The organism is Paraburkholderia fynbosensis, assembly GCF_902859935.1.
GTDB lineage: Bacteria > Pseudomonadota > Gammaproteobacteria > Burkholderiales > Burkholderiaceae > Paraburkholderia > Paraburkholderia fynbosensis.
Genome location: NZ_CADIKI010000022.1, coordinates 134,035 through 149,344, shown reverse-complemented (window position 1 = coordinate 149,344; position 15,310 = coordinate 134,035). Strand labels below are relative to the sequence as shown.

Annotated in this window: 8 protein-coding genes; all 8 read left to right on the top strand. The window is 63.4% G+C overall.

Going from position 1 to position 15,310, the window contains the following annotated elements; translation table 11 throughout:
- Positions 1 to 92 precede the first annotated feature (92 nt).
- From HV770_RS30010 to HV770_RS29975, 8 genes are read left to right on the top strand one after another with little or no spacing between them, the layout of a single operon-like run.
- Entirely contained in the window at positions 93 to 1,520 is a 1,428-nt protein-coding gene (locus tag HV770_RS30010; RefSeq protein ID WP_246291310.1) for an LTA synthase family protein, read from the top strand.
- A 2-nt stretch (positions 1,521 to 1,522) separates the two neighbouring features.
- Positions 1,523 to 9,175 carry a type I polyketide synthase gene (locus HV770_RS30005; protein WP_175165177.1) on the top strand — a complete coding sequence of 2,551 codons (7,653 nt, stop codon included), beginning with the start codon at positions 1,523 to 1,525 and terminating at the stop codon, positions 9,173 to 9,175.
- A complete protein-coding gene (locus HV770_RS30000) occupies positions 9,145 to 10,098 on the top strand; it encodes a UDP-3-O-acyl N-acetylglycosamine deacetylase (protein WP_175165158.1) in 954 nt (317 codons plus the stop codon). The genes HV770_RS30005 and HV770_RS30000 overlap by 31 nt, the downstream gene beginning before the upstream one ends.
- A 33-nt stretch (positions 10,099 to 10,131) precedes the next feature.
- Positions 10,132 to 11,466 carry an aminotransferase class I/II-fold pyridoxal phosphate-dependent enzyme gene (locus HV770_RS29995; protein WP_175165157.1) on the top strand — a complete coding sequence of 445 codons (1,335 nt, stop codon included), beginning with the start codon at positions 10,132 to 10,134 and terminating at the stop codon, positions 11,464 to 11,466.
- A gap of 16 nt (positions 11,467 to 11,482) precedes the next feature.
- Positions 11,483 to 12,655, top strand: coding sequence for a polysaccharide biosynthesis/export family protein (locus HV770_RS29990; protein ID WP_175165156.1), 1,173 nt, complete (start codon positions 11,483 to 11,485; stop codon positions 12,653 to 12,655).
- 6 nt (positions 12,656 to 12,661) lie between these two features.
- Entirely contained in the window at positions 12,662 to 13,477 is an 816-nt protein-coding gene (locus HV770_RS29985; RefSeq protein WP_175165155.1) for an ABC transporter permease, read from the top strand.
- Positions 13,474 to 14,136, top strand: coding sequence for an ABC transporter ATP-binding protein (locus tag HV770_RS29980; protein WP_175165154.1), 663 nt, complete (start codon positions 13,474 to 13,476; stop codon positions 14,134 to 14,136). Before HV770_RS29985 ends, HV770_RS29980 begins: the two co-directional genes overlap by 4 nt.
- Positions 14,133 to 15,308, top strand: a complete 1,176-nt coding sequence (locus HV770_RS29975; RefSeq protein WP_246291307.1) for a KpsE/RkpR family capsule polysaccharide export protein — start codon at positions 14,133 to 14,135, stop codon at positions 15,306 to 15,308. Before HV770_RS29980 ends, HV770_RS29975 begins: the two co-directional genes overlap by 4 nt.
- Positions 15,309 to 15,310 lie beyond the last annotated feature (2 nt).

Sequence of the window (15,310 nt, the reverse complement as noted above, 5' to 3'; positions counted from 1 at the left end):
TCATAGTCGCGGCCGCGCTGGTCGCATGCTCCTTTGCCGTTGAAGCGATCGCTGTCACGCGATCGTCGCTTCGTCGACCGCCAGTTGCGCTGATGCTGCACCTGGCGGCGCTCGCTGTCGTGACGGCAGGTTGCTTCGCGTTGACGGGGCGGCCGTTGTTTTCGGCGGGCGTAGCGCAGGTGTTGATAGGCGTGCTCGCGGTCGTCGGTAACGCCAAGTACGCGTCACTGCGCGAGCCGCTAGTCTTCAGCGACCTGAGCCTGTTCAGCCAGGTCTTCTCGCATCCTCGCCTGTATTTGCCGTTTCTCGGTGCCGGCAAGCTCGCCATCTTGCTTGTCGGCATCATGGCAGCGGTGGCGGCGTTCATTGCCGAAAAGCCCGCTGCACTAGGGCAAAGAGCTGCCGCGACGGTCGTTACGTTGATTTGCCTGCCGATGTGCATCGCGCTTGCCCGTCGCTTGACGCTCACGCTGCAACCCTATTCGGATCAATGCCAATGCGGGTTTTTCGCCGCGTTCGCCGCCTATCTGATCAACGGAATGAGCAGTGCGCAACAGCGCGCGTTTACTCGCGCCGCGGCTACCAGCCCGTTTTCGTTCGGTCGTCCGGATGTTCAGCCAGACGTCATCGTGGTTCAGAGCGAGTCGTATTTCGACGCGCGCCGGCTCGGCAAATACGTGTCTGGCGCGCCCTATGAGCATTTCGATTGCGCCAGACGCGAGTCGTTCGAGCAAGGCGAGTTGGCGGTGCCGGCCTGGGGCGCAAATACAATGCGCAGCGAATTCGCGATGCTCACCGGCTTGACGTCACCTGAGCTCGGTTACGCGCGCTTTTATCCGTATATGTTCGTGCGCCGGGCGTGCGCGTCACTGGCGGGCTATTTCAGCCGCGGCGGTTATCGCACGGTGGCCGTGCACCCGTACTACGCGAACTTCTTCGGCCGTCGCCGGGCATTCGCCCACATGCATTTCGACAGTTTTCTGGACATCGAGCATTTCGACGGTGCGTCTCGTGTGGGGCCATACGTCGGAGATCTTCCGGTCGCTGACAAGCTCATTGCGCTGCTGCAGGCCAGTGATGACAAACCCGTGTTTGCGTTTGCGATCACGATGGAGAATCACGGCCCTTTGCATCTGGAGACGGTCTCCCCCGGAGAGGCCGCATCGCGGCACACACTTGGAGACGACGTGCGTTGGCGCGATCTGACCGCCTACCTTCGGCATGTGGAGAACGCGGACGCGATGATCGGCAGGTTGACCGCTTATCTGCGCGAGCGCAAGCGGCCGACAGTCCTATGTTTTTATGGTGATCACGTTCCTGCCATGTCTTCCGTATTCGATGCGCTCGAAACGGAACCGACTCGCAGTGACTACTTTATTTGGCGCAATTTCGGCAACGACCTCGGCACGCGTCGAGACGTCGGCGTCGAGACCCTGGGTTCCACGATACAGCGCGCGATGACGCACGCAGACCGTGTCGATACCGATTCGCGAAACAAGTTGCAGCAGATGCCGGCATGATGATGGAAAGAAAAATTGCGATTATCGGGATGGCATGTCGCTTTCCCGGCGGAGTAACTGGGCCCGAAGACTTCTGGCAACTGCTGTGCGATGAGCGCGACGCAGTGACCGCCGTGCCAGCCGATCGATTCGGCACGGGGTTCTACCAGCACCCGTCCAAAAAAGAGCCGGGCAAAAGCTACACGTTCTCGGCGGGCGTGCTTGATGACGTGGCTGGTTTCGATGCCGCGTTCTTCGGCGTTTCGCCGCGCGAGGCAACCCAGATGGACCCGCAGCAGCGTCTCCTGCTCGAACTCGCGTGGGAAGCGTTCGAGGACGCCGGCGTGCGTCCGGCCGAAATGCGTGGCCGCGACTGTGGCGTGTACGTCGGCGCCGCGAGTATGGACTACGGCAACCGCAGCATGGACGACCTGAACTGGATCGATCCGTACTCGGCCACGGGCAACACGCTCAGCATTGCCTCCAATCGCGTGTCCTATTTGTTCGATCTGCGCGGACCGAGCATGTCGGTGGACACCGCCTGCTCGTCGTCGATCGTCGCGCTGCATCAGGCCGTGCAGGCACTGCAGTCGGGCGAGACCGAAATGGCGCTCGCGGGCGGCGTCAATCTGCTGCTCCATCCGTTTGGCTTCGTGAGCTTTTCGAAGGCGTCGATGCTGTCGCCGCGCGGCCGCTGCCGCGCATTCGATGCGACCGGCGACGGCTATGTGCGCGCCGAGGGCGGTGCTTTCGTCCTGCTCAAGCCGCTCGAACGCGCGCTCGCCGACGGCGACACCATTCACGCTGTCATTGCGGGTTCGGGCGTGAACTCCAACGGTCACTCGCATGGCGGCATCAGTGTGCCGACGACGGCCATGCAGGCCGAACTGCTGCGATCGATCTACCGCCGCGCGGGCGTCGATCCACGTTCGCTTGCCTATCTGGAAGCCCACGGCACGGGTACCGCGGTCGGCGACCCGATTGAGGCGCGCGCGCTGATGGAAGCGGTCGCGGCCGGTCGCCCGGCCGACGATCCGCTGCTGATCGGCTCGGTCAAGACCAACCTCGGGCACCTCGAAACCGCCTCGGGGATGGCAGGCCTCTTCAAGGCGATCCTCTGCCTGAAGCACGGCGCGGTGCCACGCTCGCTGCATTTCGAAACGCCCAATCCCGCGATCGATTTCGAAGGCGGCCGCCTGCGCGTCGTCGACCGCTTCACGCCGCTGTCGCGCCGCGATGGCGCGCCGCTGACGATCGGCGTCAATTCGTTCGGCTTCGGCGGCACCAATGCTCACGTCGTGCTCGCGGAGACGGCGCACGCAGCCGCGCCCGCGGTGCCTGTCGCGACCAGCGCGCCGGCGGCGGACGAGGCACTGGCGCCGCTCGTACTCACCGCGCGTTCGCAGGCTGCGCTTGCCGCACTCGCGGCGCGCTACCACGCGCGCCTGCAGGATGGCGCCGATTGGAGCGCGCTCGCAGCTAGCGCCGCGCGGCGCCGCGAATGGCTCGATCAGCGCGTGGTCATTGCGCCGCCGGATCGGCAAGCGGGCTGCGCGGCACTGCAAATGCTCGCGGACTCGTCCGAACAGGTGCTGCCGGCTTACGTCGCACGCGGCCAGGCGGTGGCGACCGGCACCAAGGTGGCGTTCGTCTATGCTGGCAACGGCTGCCAGTGGGCCGGCATGGGCAAGCAACTCTACGCGGAAGACGCCGGGTTCCGCGCGGCGCTCGACGAAGTCGACGCGCTCTGGCGCGCCGACGGCAGCGAGTCGCTAGTCGACGTGCTGTGCGCTGGCGCGAGCGCCGAATGGCTTGCGGCGACGGAAAATGCGCAGCCGTTGCTGTTCGCGATCCAGGTCGGTATCACGCGCACGCTCGAAGCACGCGGCATCGAATTCGATGCCGCGGTCGGTCATAGCGTCGGTGAAATCGCGGCCGCGTGGGCATCGGGCGCGCTGACGCTGGCCGAAGCCGTGCGCGTGATCCGCATTCGCAGCAGCGCGCAGGGCCTGACGCGCGGTACCGGCAGGATGGCCGCCGTGGGCATTGGCGAAGCCGAGGCGGGGGACTTGATTGCACGCCTCGGTCTCGCGGCGTCGGTCGAACTGGCCGGCACCAACAGCCCCGAAGCCGTCACGCTCGCGGGCTCCCTCGCGGGGCTCGAAGCGATCGGCGCCGCGCTGGTCGCGAACGGCAGCTTCTTCCAGTTGCTCGATCTCGATTACGCGTTCCACAGCAGCCGCATGGACGCGATCGAGCCGGTGGTGCGCGCCGGACTCGCCGATCTGGCGCCGCGCGAAGGCACGAAGCGCTACGTCTCGACCGTCACCGGCGACACGCTTTCCGGCACTGCGCTCGACGCAGGCTACTGGTGGCGCAACATCCGCGAGCCGGTGCGTTTTGGAGAAGCGCTCACGCGGCTTGCCGAGACGGGCGTGCGCATGTTCATTGAAATCGCGCCGCACTCGATTCTGCGCCATTACGTCAAGCAGACTCTCGCGAGTCTCAATCTCGCGGGCGCGGTCGTGCCCACGCTCAAGCGTCATCACGACAGTGCGCAGATGCTCGAGCATTCGACGCTATCGGCGGTCGCGCACGGCGCGCGTGTCGATCTCGACCGCTTCGTGCCGATGGCGTCGCAGGGCTTGCACGCGGCGCTGCCGACCTATCCGTGGCAGCGCGAACGCTACTGGCAGACGGCCACCATCGAGGGCTACAACCTCGTGAATCGCCACGTCGATCATCCGCTACTCGGCTACCGTCTGCACGAGCATGCGTTCGCGTGGGAAAACCAGCTCGATCCGCAACGCGTGCCGATGCTCGCCGACCACGTGGTCGATGGCGGCGTGGCGTTCCCGGGTGCGGGCTATGTGGAAATGGCGCTGGCCGCGGCGCGCGTGTTCTTCCGCACTCCGGACGTCGCGCTCGAGAACCTCGAGATCCGCATGCCGGTCGTGTTCCAGCCGCAGCACGCCAAGCTGTTCCGCTTCGTGATCGACGCACGCACCGCCTCGTTTACGATCGAGACGCGAGAGCGCATGAGCGACGGCCCATGGAATCTCAATGTGACGGGGCGCCTGCTCGAAAGCGGCAATACGCTAGACGCGCAGAGCGCGGCCGACGAGTCGGTGCTGGCGCGCCTCGAAGCGCGCCCCGCGACGGCTGGCGATGCCCTCTACGCAAGTACGACCGTGATCGGTTTGAGCTATGGTCCGGCATTCCGCTGGGTGAGCAAGGTCCAGGTGCAAGGCGACGACGCGCTCGCCGATCTGGACGTGCCGCAAGTGCTTGGCGGCGCGTCGACACTGGACGGCTGGCTGTTGCATCCCGCGCTGATGGACAGTGGTTTTCATCCGCTCTTCGCCGTGCTCGGTCAGGCTGGTGCCGCGTCCGGCGACGCGCGCGCAGCCTTCGTGCCGGTCCAGATCGGCCGCGTCGACTATCGGCGCGGCGACTCGGTGCGCCGTGTGCTAGCACGCGTGCAGCGCCGCAGCCCGCATTCGATCGTCGCGTCGTTCGAATTCCTCGACGCCGACAATGCGATCGTCGCGCGTCTTTCCGCCTGCCGGTTCCGCCGTGTCGACCTGACAGGCCGACGCCATGCCGCTCCGGCGCGCTTTGCCTACGCGCTCGAAGCGCGCCCGCTGCCCGAGTGCTTTACAGCTGCAGCGCTGCCCGCGCCGGCGGCGCTCGTCGAACGCGCGAGCGCGCGTCTCGCTGCGTCCGAGGACAGCGCGCAACGGACGCGTCATTTGACCGAAACACTGCCGTTGCTGGACGTGCTCGCGGGCCTATACGCGCTGAACGCGCTCGACGCGATCGGCGCGTTCGCGCAGCCCACGTTGTCCGCGCTCACCGATGCGCCGATGCTCGCTCGGGTGACGCAGATCGTCGTGGAAGACGGTTTCGCCCGTTTCGAGGGCGAGCGCCTCGTGCGGGACGACGCGGCGTGCGCGGCGATGCCCGCGCTCGACGCGCTGTGGCGCGACGTGCTCGCGAGTTCGCCGGCGCACGTCGCCGAACTGACGCTGCTTGCACACGTCGGGGCGGCGTTGCCGCGCCTGCTGCGCGACGGAGCATCCGATGCCGCTGCGCGGCCGCTGCTGTCGCCGACGGGGCGCAGTCTCGTCGAGCAGTTTTTCGACGCGTCGCCGACGTGGTCGCATGCCCGCGCGATGCTCGCCGCGTGCGCGAAGGAGGCGCTGGCAGCGTGGCCGCGCAACCGCCGCCTGCGCGTGCTGGAAATCGGCGCGACGAGTGGTGAAGTGCTGCAGCCGCTCGATCTCGGCATGTCGGCGTCGCAATGCGAGCATGTGCTCGCGGGCACGCACCAGCAGCTCGCCGCGCTCGATGCGGAAGCGCACGCCCGCGTGCAGACGCTGGTGCTCGGCGAAAGCGAAGCGCTGTTCGCCCATTGCCGTGACGCCGCGCCGTTCGACGTGATCGTGGTCAATCGCATGCTCGGCGAACAGGTCGATCCGCTTGCCACACTGCAAGCAATCGTCGAACGGCTCGCGCCGGGCGGCATGGTCGTGCTCGCCGACTCGCACCGTAGCCGTTTCGCCGACATCGTGTTCGGCGCGGCGGGTCACGAGCTGTCCGCTCAGACTTACGGCGCGCTCGCGCCGGCCGCCTTGCAGTCGCTTTGCGAGCGCGCTGGTCTGCAGAACGTCGCGCGTCACACGGAGCAGGGCCTCGATCTCGAAGGTGCGCCGACGCTGATGGTCGCGCGCAAGGCCGCCGCCGTGCGGCAGCCGCAACCCGGTGCGGCCGCGCAACAGCCCTGGCTGATCGTGCAGACCGGCAACGACGCGCTCGGCTGCGCGCTCGCGCAAGAACTTGCGCGTCATGGCTGTCAGGTCGAAGCGACGAGCGTGCGCGAAGCGGTTGCATGGTTCGAACGCAGCAACACGCAAGCGCAGATCGTGTTCGTCGCACCGCTTACGCAGCTCGACGATGCCAGCGGCGCCGACGTGATGCACGCGCAACACGGCGGTGCGCTCGCGCTCGCCGCGCTCGCGCGCGAACTGGACGCAGCCGGCGTGGCTGCGCAGGTGCGCCTGTGCGTAGTCACACGTGGCGGCGCGCCGTTCGTGCAAGGCACGGCCGCCGCGGCGCAGCCGGAGCAGGCGAGCCTGTGGGGGCTCGGCCGCGTGATGGCAAATGAATATCCGTCGCTTGCGCTGCGCTTGATCGACGTGGCGAGCGCGGATAGCGAAGCCGTCTCGCAACTGGCGCACGCGCTTACGCACGACGACGGCGAGGAAGAGGTGCTGCTCACCGCGCAGGGTCGTTATGTGCCGCGCATGCTGCCGGCGCAAACGGCGGAACGGCTGACTTCCCGCGACCAGGCCAGCGCGCAACAAGTAGCCGACCCGGCGCCCGCCGTGTTGGCGTTCGACATGCCCGGCTCGCTGCGCAACCTCGAATGGTTTGCGTTGCCGGCGCGCGAATTGAATGCTGACGAAGTCGAGATCGCGCCGATGGCCACCGGTCTGAACTTCCGCGACGTCATGTACTCGATGGGCCTGCTCTCCGACGAGGCGGTCGAGACCGGCTTCGCGGGCGCGACGATCGGCATGGAACTGTCCGGCCGCATCGTGCGGGTCGGCACGGGCGTCGAAGGCTGGGCGCCCGGCGACGCGGTGCTCGGCTTCGCGCCGGCTTCGTTCGCCACGCACGTGGTGACGCGGGCGAGCGCGATCGCGCGCAAGCCCGAAACGATTTCCTTCGAAGCGGCAGCGACGATTCCCACCACGTTCTTCACCGCGTACTACGCGCTGTGTGAACTCGCGCGGCTACGTCGTGGCGAGCGGGTGCTGATTCACGGCGGTGCGGGTGGTGTGGGCATCGCGGCGATCCAGATTGCCCGCCATCTCGGCGCGGAGGTGTTCGCCACCGCCGGTGCCGACGAGAAGCGCGAGTTCGTGCGCCTGCTCGGCGTCGATCGCGTATTCGACTCGCGCAGCCTCGCGTTCGCCGACGACGTGCGAGCCTGTACCAACGGCGAGGGCGTCGACATCGTGCTCAACTCGCTCGCGGGTGAGGCGATGGTGCGCGGCATCGATACGCTGCGTCCGTTCGGTCGCTTCCTCGAACTCGGTAAGCGCGACTTCTACGAGAACAGCCAGATCGGCCTGCGGCCGTTCCGCAACAACATCAGTTATTTCGGCATCGACGCCGACCAGTTGATGGGTGTGCTGCCCGAACTGACCACGCGCCTCTTCGAGGAAGTGATGGCGCTCTTCGTGAGCGGCGTGCTGCACCCGCTGCCGTATCGCGCGTTCCCGGCTGCGCGAGCGGAAGAGGCATTCCGCTACATGCAGCAGGCGCGCCAGATCGGCAAGGTACTCGTCACCTATGCGTCGGGCACGCCCGCGCCCACGCGCGGCGTCGCGCAGCCCGCGCTGAGCCTCGATCCGCGGGCGGCGTATCTGATCGTCGGCGGCACGGGCGGTCTCGGTTATGCAAGCGCGCGCTGGATGATCGCGCGCGGCGCGCGGCATCTGACGCTCGCCAGCCGCGGCGGCGCGCTCGACGCCGCGAAGCAGCAGGAGCTCGAGCACTTGCAAGCCGCGCACGGCGTGAGCGTGAGTGTGGTGTCGTGCGACGTGACCGATCCGGCAGCGCTCGATCGCCTAGTCGGCACCATCGAGGCACGCGGCACGCCGCTCAAAGGCGTGCTGCACTCGGCGATGCGCATCGACGACGGCCTGCTGCGCAACCTCGACGACGCGCGCATGCTCGCCGTGCTAGAACCGAAAGTTGCGGGCGCATGGAATCTGCACCGCGCGACGCGCCGCTGCGCGCTCGACTTCTTCGTGCTGTATTCGTCGGCCACGACCTGTCTCGGCAATCCGGGCCAAGGCGCGTACGTGGCGGCCAATAGCTTCCTTGAAGCGCTCGTCGCGCATCGGCGCGCGGCCGGGCTGCCCGCGACCTTCATGGCGTGGGGGCCGATTGAGGACGTGGGTTTCCTTGCGCGCAACAGCGCGACGCGTGAAGCGTTGCAGGCGCGCATCGGCGGTGCTTCGATCACCTCCGACGAAGCGATGACGGCGCTCGAGCGCGTGCTCGTGAGCCGTGCGGCCGGCGAGGCCGTGGTGCGCCTGGACTGGGCGGCGATCTCGCGGGGAATGCCTGCGGCGCAGGCGCGCCGCTACATGGCGCTGCAAGGTGGGGGCGCCACCGAAGCGACGAACGAAGACGGCGCCTTGCTCGAACAGTTGCGCGGGTTGCCCGAGACCGAAGCGGTCGCGCTGGTGGAGATCGCGTTGCGCGGCCACATCGCGCGCATCCTGCACATGTCGCCGGAGCGCGTCGCACTTGACTGCTCGGTGCTCGAGCTCGGCATGGATTCGCTGATGGGCATGGAACTCGGCATGGCGGTCGAGGAGTCGTTCGGCGTGAAGCTGTCGATCATGGCGATCGCCGAAGGCGCCACCGTGCATACGCTTGCCGTGCGGATCGTCGACATGCTCGATGAGAGCGCTGGCGACGGCGCTCAGGCTACCGCGAACGCTGCGAGCGACGAGGTCGCGGCCTTGGCTGCGCGCCATGCGCTCGGCGAAGACGAGGCGCGCGTGTTGCTCGAACGCAATCGCGGCAACGCCACCCACACTCAAGATCAACAGGGAGACGAGTCATGTCAGTCGACGCCGGCGTTTGCGGAGTAAAGCTTCCCGCGGGCTGGCAGGCGAGCGAAGGCACGCTCGCGCGGCCGCTCGAACTGTCGGGACATGGCCTGCATACCGGGCGGCGCGTGAACGTGCGCATTCTTCCGGCTGAGTCGGCGCGGGTTGCGGGCGAGCGGCATGGGATCGTGTTCCGGCGTTTGAAGGGCGGCCGCGAGTTGGGTACCGTCGCCGCGCATCCGTCGCTGCGCCGGGGCCAGCCGCTGTGCACGATGCTGCGCGCGAGCGACGGGCTCGGCGTGCGCACGGTCGAGCATCTGCTCGCGTCGCTGCTGGCCTGCGAGATCGACCACGCGATCGTCGAGCTCGACGCCGAAGAGATACCGATTCTCGACGGCAGCGCGCAACCGTGGATCGACGCGATTCGCGCGTGCGGTCGCACCGCGATGCGGCAGCCCAAGCTGTTTTTGCGCGTTCTGAAAAGTGTGAGCGTCGCCGACGGCGAAGGTGAGGCGCGCCGCGAGATGCGTGTCGAGCCTGCCGACAACTATGCGCTCAGCGTGCATAACAACGACCTCAAAGGTTTCGGCGATATGGAGTGGCACGGCGTGCTCACGCCGCGCGCTTTCGCCGACGAAATCGCGTCGTCGCGCTCGTATGGGCAGATCAAATGGGCGGTGCCCGCGATCGTCGTCGGTTATCTGCGCGGCTGGCCGATTTTGCGTGGCGCACGTCTGTCATGCACGGCGGCGATCGTCGGTAAGCGGGTGGTCGGCGGACTGCGTGAGCCCGACGAGTTCGTCCGGCATCGCGTGCTGGATCTGGTCGGCGATCTCGCGCTCGCGGGGGCGCCGTTGCTGGGCCACGTGAGTGCACGGCGGCCGACCCATGAAATGAACTACCGGCTGCTCGCCGCGTTGCTGGGAACACCCGGCGCGTACGAGTGGGTCGAGGCGCACGCATAAGCCGCGCCGCACATATAGGCTGAATCGAACTACATGGGACTTGGAGAAACACTACGGCAGCAGCTGGCAGCGAAGGCGCTGAAGCGCCAGCTGGAGCGTGCTACGGATGCGATCGACGCGCCGGGCGTGCCCGATGCGCAGGCGGCACAGGCTGCGCAGACACTTTCCGCACGCAGCCGCTTTGAAGCAATGCCGCAGTATCAGCAAGTCAAGCTGATGCGTGAAATGGGCGAGACGCTGCGAGTCGAGTCGCCGTTTTTTCGGGTACATGACGGTATTGCGGGCGCGACGACACAAATTGGCGGCCGCGAGTATGTGAACTTCGCGAACTACAGCTATCTCGGGTTCGCGGGCGATCCCGTTATCGCGTCGCGTGCGAAGGCTGCCATCGACCGGTATGGCACGTCGGCGTCGGCGAGCCGCATCGTCGCGGGCGAACGACCCGTGCATCGCGAACTCGAACGCGCGCTTGCGGCGTTTTACGAAACGGACGATTGCGTCGCGTTCGTGAGCGGACATGCGACCAACGTGACCGTGATCGGTGCGCTGTTCGGGCCCGGCGATCTGATCGTTCACGACGCACTCGCGCACAACAGTATCGTGCAGGGCGCGCAACTGAGTGGTGCGAAGCGTTTGAGTTTCGCGCACAACGATTGGCAGGCGCTCGACGAACTGCTGACGCGGGTGCGTCGCGAGTATCGCCACGTGTTGATCGCGATCGAAGGGCTGTACAGCATGGACGGCGATTTCCCCGATCTCGAACGTTTTTGCGAGGTTAAGGAGCGGCACGGCGCGTTTTTGCTGGTCGATGAAGCGCATTCGCTCGGCGTGCTTGGCGCGACGGGGCGCGGTATTCGCGAGCAGTGCGGCGTGGCCCCGGAGCGTGTCGATTTGTGGATGGGCACGATGAGTAAGACGCTGGCGGGATGTGGTGGTTTTATCGCGGGTTGTCAGCCGCTGGCCGACATGCTGCGTCATCTGGCGCCGGGATTTTTATATAGCGTCGGGCTTGCGCCGGCTTTGGCGGAAGCGTCGCTTGCGGCGCTTGAAGCACTGATCGCGCAACCTGAGCGGGTTGCGCGGTTGCGAGAACGCGGGCACCAGTTTCTTGCCGAAGCGCGTGCGGCCGGACTCAATGTCGGCACGAGCGCGGGCTACGCGGTCGTGCCGGTGATTACCGGCAGTTCGTTGAAGGCCGCGCAGTGGGCAAACGCGTTGTTCGAGGAAGGCATTAACGTGCAGCCGATTTTTTATCCGGCTGTCGAGGAGAAGGCGGCGCGGTTGCGGTTTTTTATCTGTTCCACGCATGAGGCGGAGCAGATTAGTCGGACGGTGGGGGCGGTGGCAAGGCTCGCGGGTAATTCGTGACTAGATTTGAGCATTTATGAAGAAGAATCTTTTGGCAGTGTGCATTCCTGCAGTATTGGCGCTTTCGGGGTGCGGGACTTTTCCGGACTGGATTCCGACAGCCGGCGCGAGCCGTCAGCAGGTTCTGGAGCAACACGATTCAGGCCGTGTCGAGGGCATCCAGGTGGTCGATGTCAACGACGCACTGGCGCGCAAGCTCGCCGAATCGCAGAAGCTGGATCAATTCTCGAACACATTCGCGAGCAAGGCTGCCAACAACTACGTTATCGGCCCTGGCGACGTGATCGAAGTGACGATGTGGGAAACGCCTCCCGCTTTGCTGTTCAGCACGTCGGCGCCGCTTTCGCTGCCGTCGCTCGGCTCTGGCTCGTCGAGTAGCAGCGTCACGCTGCCGACGCAGATGGTGGCTGCGGACGGCACTATCTCCATCCCCTTCGCTGGCCGCATTGCCGTGGCAGGCCATACCACTGAGCAGATCGAGGCGAGCATCGTCAGCCGTCTCAAGGGCAAGGCGAATCAGCCGCAGGTGCTCGTGGGCGTGACAAAGAATAACGCTTCGAACGTCACGATTGTGGGCGAAGTCAACACCAGTGCGATGATGCCGCTCACGCCGAAAGGCGAGCGTCTGCTGGACGCGCTTGCCTTTGCGGGCGGATTGAAACAGCCGGTTAGCCACATGGCGGTGCAATTGTCGCGGGGAGATACGACGGCCACCATGTCGCTCGATTCGGTGATTCGTGACCCAAAGCAGAACGTGCTGCTCAAGCCGGGCGACGTGGTGACGGCGCTTTTCCAGCCTCTGACGTTCTCGGTCCTCGGCGCTACGGGCAAAAACGACGAGATTCCGTTTGAAGCGCAGGGAATTTCGCTGGCGCAGGCGCTGGCTCGCTCGGGAGGTTTGAATGACAGCCGCGCGGATGCGCGCGGTATCTTCGTGTTCCGCTTCGAAGACGCGAAGCTGGTGGACAACATGGATCCGTCGCTCAAGGTCAGCAACGGCAAAGTGCCGGTGGTGTACGAAATCAATTTACGCGACCCAGCGGCGTTCTTTGTCACGCAGAATTTTCCGGTTCAGAACCACGACGTGATTTATGTCTCGAATTCGCCTGGCGCGGAATTCCGGAAGTTTCTTACGTATGTCGTGATGGTGGCCGATCCGACGGTGACCTTTACTCATGATTTTCAGTAGTGAGTTATGACGGATAGAGTTCGTACTCCCTTGGAGGTGACGCTTGCCGTTTGGCGCGCAATGTTTTTGCGCGAGGCATTGGATCGCCTGTTTGAGGCACGCGCCGCTTGGCTTTGGCTGCTGGTTGAACCGGTGGTGTACATTGCAATCCACGCGTTCGGCTACCAAACATTCCATATACATGAGGTAGGTGGAATGGAAATATCAATGTGGATACTTGGAGGCTTCGTTGGTTTTCTCCTTTGGAGACGCACATGGCTTCAAGTATTGCACGCGCTTGACAGCAATCGGGCCTTCTTTGTCTACAGACAGGTGAAGCCATTTGATGCCGCGTTTATAAGAGGAGCTTTGGAATTATTTTTGATGATTCCGATTGCCATCCTGATCATTCTGTTTACGGTTGCCATGGGTAGGACAATAACGCCAGATACGCTCAATCCGGTGTTATTTCCTGTGAACCCGCTGCTGGTCATTGTTAGTCTTCTGGGGCTCTGGTTGTTCGGGTTTGGCTTCGGGTTGATTACTTCAGTTGCAATGAAATTCGTCCCGGAATTGGATCATATTTACAAGATGCTATATGTGCCCCTTTACTATGTTTCCGGCACATTACTCCCTATCGCTGTTGTTCCTGAGCCTTATCGTGACCTCCTCCTGTTCAATCCCGTCGTGCACGGAATCGAACTGGTGCGGCTGGGATTTCTGCCAACCTATCACACCGACCCGGGAGTTAGCCTGGCGTATCTCTATGGCTGGGCGTTGGGCTTCGTGCTGATTGGTTTGGCGCTCTACAGACGTTTCGCGAAGAAGCTGGTGATGAAATGATCGTAGTCGAGAATGTTCATAAGCGATATATCACCGAGCACGGTGCCGGTAAATGGATATTGCGAGGCGTCAACATGACGATTCCCTCGAACAAGAGCGTTGCGTTGATCGGAATGAACGGTGCGGGTAAATCGACGCTGCTTCGAATTATCGGCGGCGTCGACTTCCCGACCAAAGGCAGGGTTGAGCGTCGATGCCGCGTATCGTGGCCCATGGGAGGCGGAGGACTGGAAGGCACGTTAACCGGACGACAAAATGCGAAGTTCGTTTGCCGAGTGCATGGACACCAGAATGAACTCAAGGACCGCCTTGCATTCATTCAGGGGTTCGCCGAATTGGGCGACGCATTTGATAAGCCAGTGCAGACATATTCATCAGGAATGAGGTCGCGGCTGCAGTTTGCGCTATCATTGGCCTTTGATTTTGACGTTTACATCTCAGATGAGGTTACGGCTGCTGGCGATGCAAAATTCAGAAAGAAAGCAGCTGATGCGTTCAAGGACAAGACGGGTCAAAAAAGCGTGATCATGGTTTCCCATGACGAAGGCACGCTCAGGCAGTTTTGCCAATCGGCTATCTGGATCTACGAGGGAATGGCTCACTGGTTTGATGATCTCGGTGATGCGCTTAAGGAATACAAGGGAAACGTAGTCTCATGAACGAATCGTCGCCGGTAATTACCCAGGATGGGATGCTTAGAAAGATGGCCGCTGGCTATCGTGAAAAATGGCGCAACCTGTCAACCGTAAGTGTATTCAAATTAATTATAAGATTGATTTTTGTCGCCGCGATTCTCTCCGCGGTGTATTGGATATTCGTAGCCTCTGATCGTTACGTTTCCGAAGCAAGTGTGATTATCCAGAAGACAGATGAGATCAACAATCCGAACGTCGATATTTCAACCGTTGTTCCGGGTGCTGCGGGTCCGAGCCGCAGCGATCAACTATTGCTGCGTGAGTATCTTCTGTCCGCAGATATGTTGAAGAAGCTCGACGCTGCTCTTGATCTGCGCGCGCATTACAGTGACCGACGCTGGGATCCGGTTTCGCGGATGTGGTTCAAGAACGCGCCGCCGGAGTGGTTCTATCGCTACTGGTTGTCTCGCATCGATGTGGAGTACGACGACTACAGCGGAGTACTCCGAATTAGCACGCAGGCCTACGATCCGAAAACTGCACAGGCAATTGCGTCCTTTATGGTGCGGGAAGGTGAGGCGCATATGAACCAGATTGGTCACGATCTGGCGCAATCGCAAGTTGACTACTTGACGAAGCAGGTGACACTTGCGCATGAGCGCGTAATAGAGACTAGCAACGATCTGATCGATTTTCAGAATCGTAAGGGACTCATGGCGCCACAGGCAACGGCCGAAAGTCTCAATGCGCTCATCGACAAACTTGAAACGCAAAGGACCGAAGTCGAGGCCCAGTTGGCTTCTTTGCCAACTACATTGAGTCCAAATCAGCCCATGGTTGTAATGCTTAAGAGCAATCTCAAGGCGCTTCAGCAGCAGATTGCCCAGAAGCAGGCAGAACTGACTTCGCCGTCGAGACGGGCGCTTAACTATACGGTTGGTGAATTCCAACGACTGCAAATGCAAGCCGGGTTTGCGCAAGATCTGTACAAAACTGCACTTGCCGCCCTCGAAAAGGGCAGGATGGACGCCGCACGCACGCTCAAAATGGTCTCGCCGTTGCAAGCGCCGACCAAGCCTAGCTATCCGATGGAGCCTCAGCGCATGTACAACATGATTCTGACTTTGTTGGCCGCGATTGCGCTGGCTGGAATTGTGAAGTTGCTGGAAGGCATCATTCTCGATCACGTTGATTGAGC

Excerpts from the sequence above, each read along its gene's own strand:
- HV770_RS30010 (WP_246291310.1), top strand. The coding sequence starts at position 93 with ATGCTGCACCTGGCGGCGCTCGCTGTCGTGACGGCAGGTTGCTTCGCG.
- HV770_RS30005 (WP_175165177.1), top strand. The coding sequence starts at position 1,523 with ATGGAAAGAAAAATTGCGATTATCGGGATGGCATGTCGCTTTCCCGGC.
- HV770_RS30000 (WP_175165158.1), top strand. The coding sequence starts at position 9,145 with ATGTCAGTCGACGCCGGCGTTTGCGGAGTAAAGCTTCCCGCGGGCTGG.
- HV770_RS29995 (WP_175165157.1), top strand. The coding sequence starts at position 10,132 with ATGGGACTTGGAGAAACACTACGGCAGCAGCTGGCAGCGAAGGCGCTG.
- HV770_RS29990 (WP_175165156.1), top strand. The coding sequence starts at position 11,483 with ATGAAGAAGAATCTTTTGGCAGTGTGCATTCCTGCAGTATTGGCGCTT.
- HV770_RS29985 (WP_175165155.1), top strand. The coding sequence starts at position 12,662 with ATGACGGATAGAGTTCGTACTCCCTTGGAGGTGACGCTTGCCGTTTGG.
- HV770_RS29980 (WP_175165154.1), top strand. The coding sequence starts at position 13,474 with ATGATCGTAGTCGAGAATGTTCATAAGCGATATATCACCGAGCACGGT.
- HV770_RS29975 (WP_246291307.1), top strand. The coding sequence starts at position 14,133 with ATGAACGAATCGTCGCCGGTAATTACCCAGGATGGGATGCTTAGAAAG.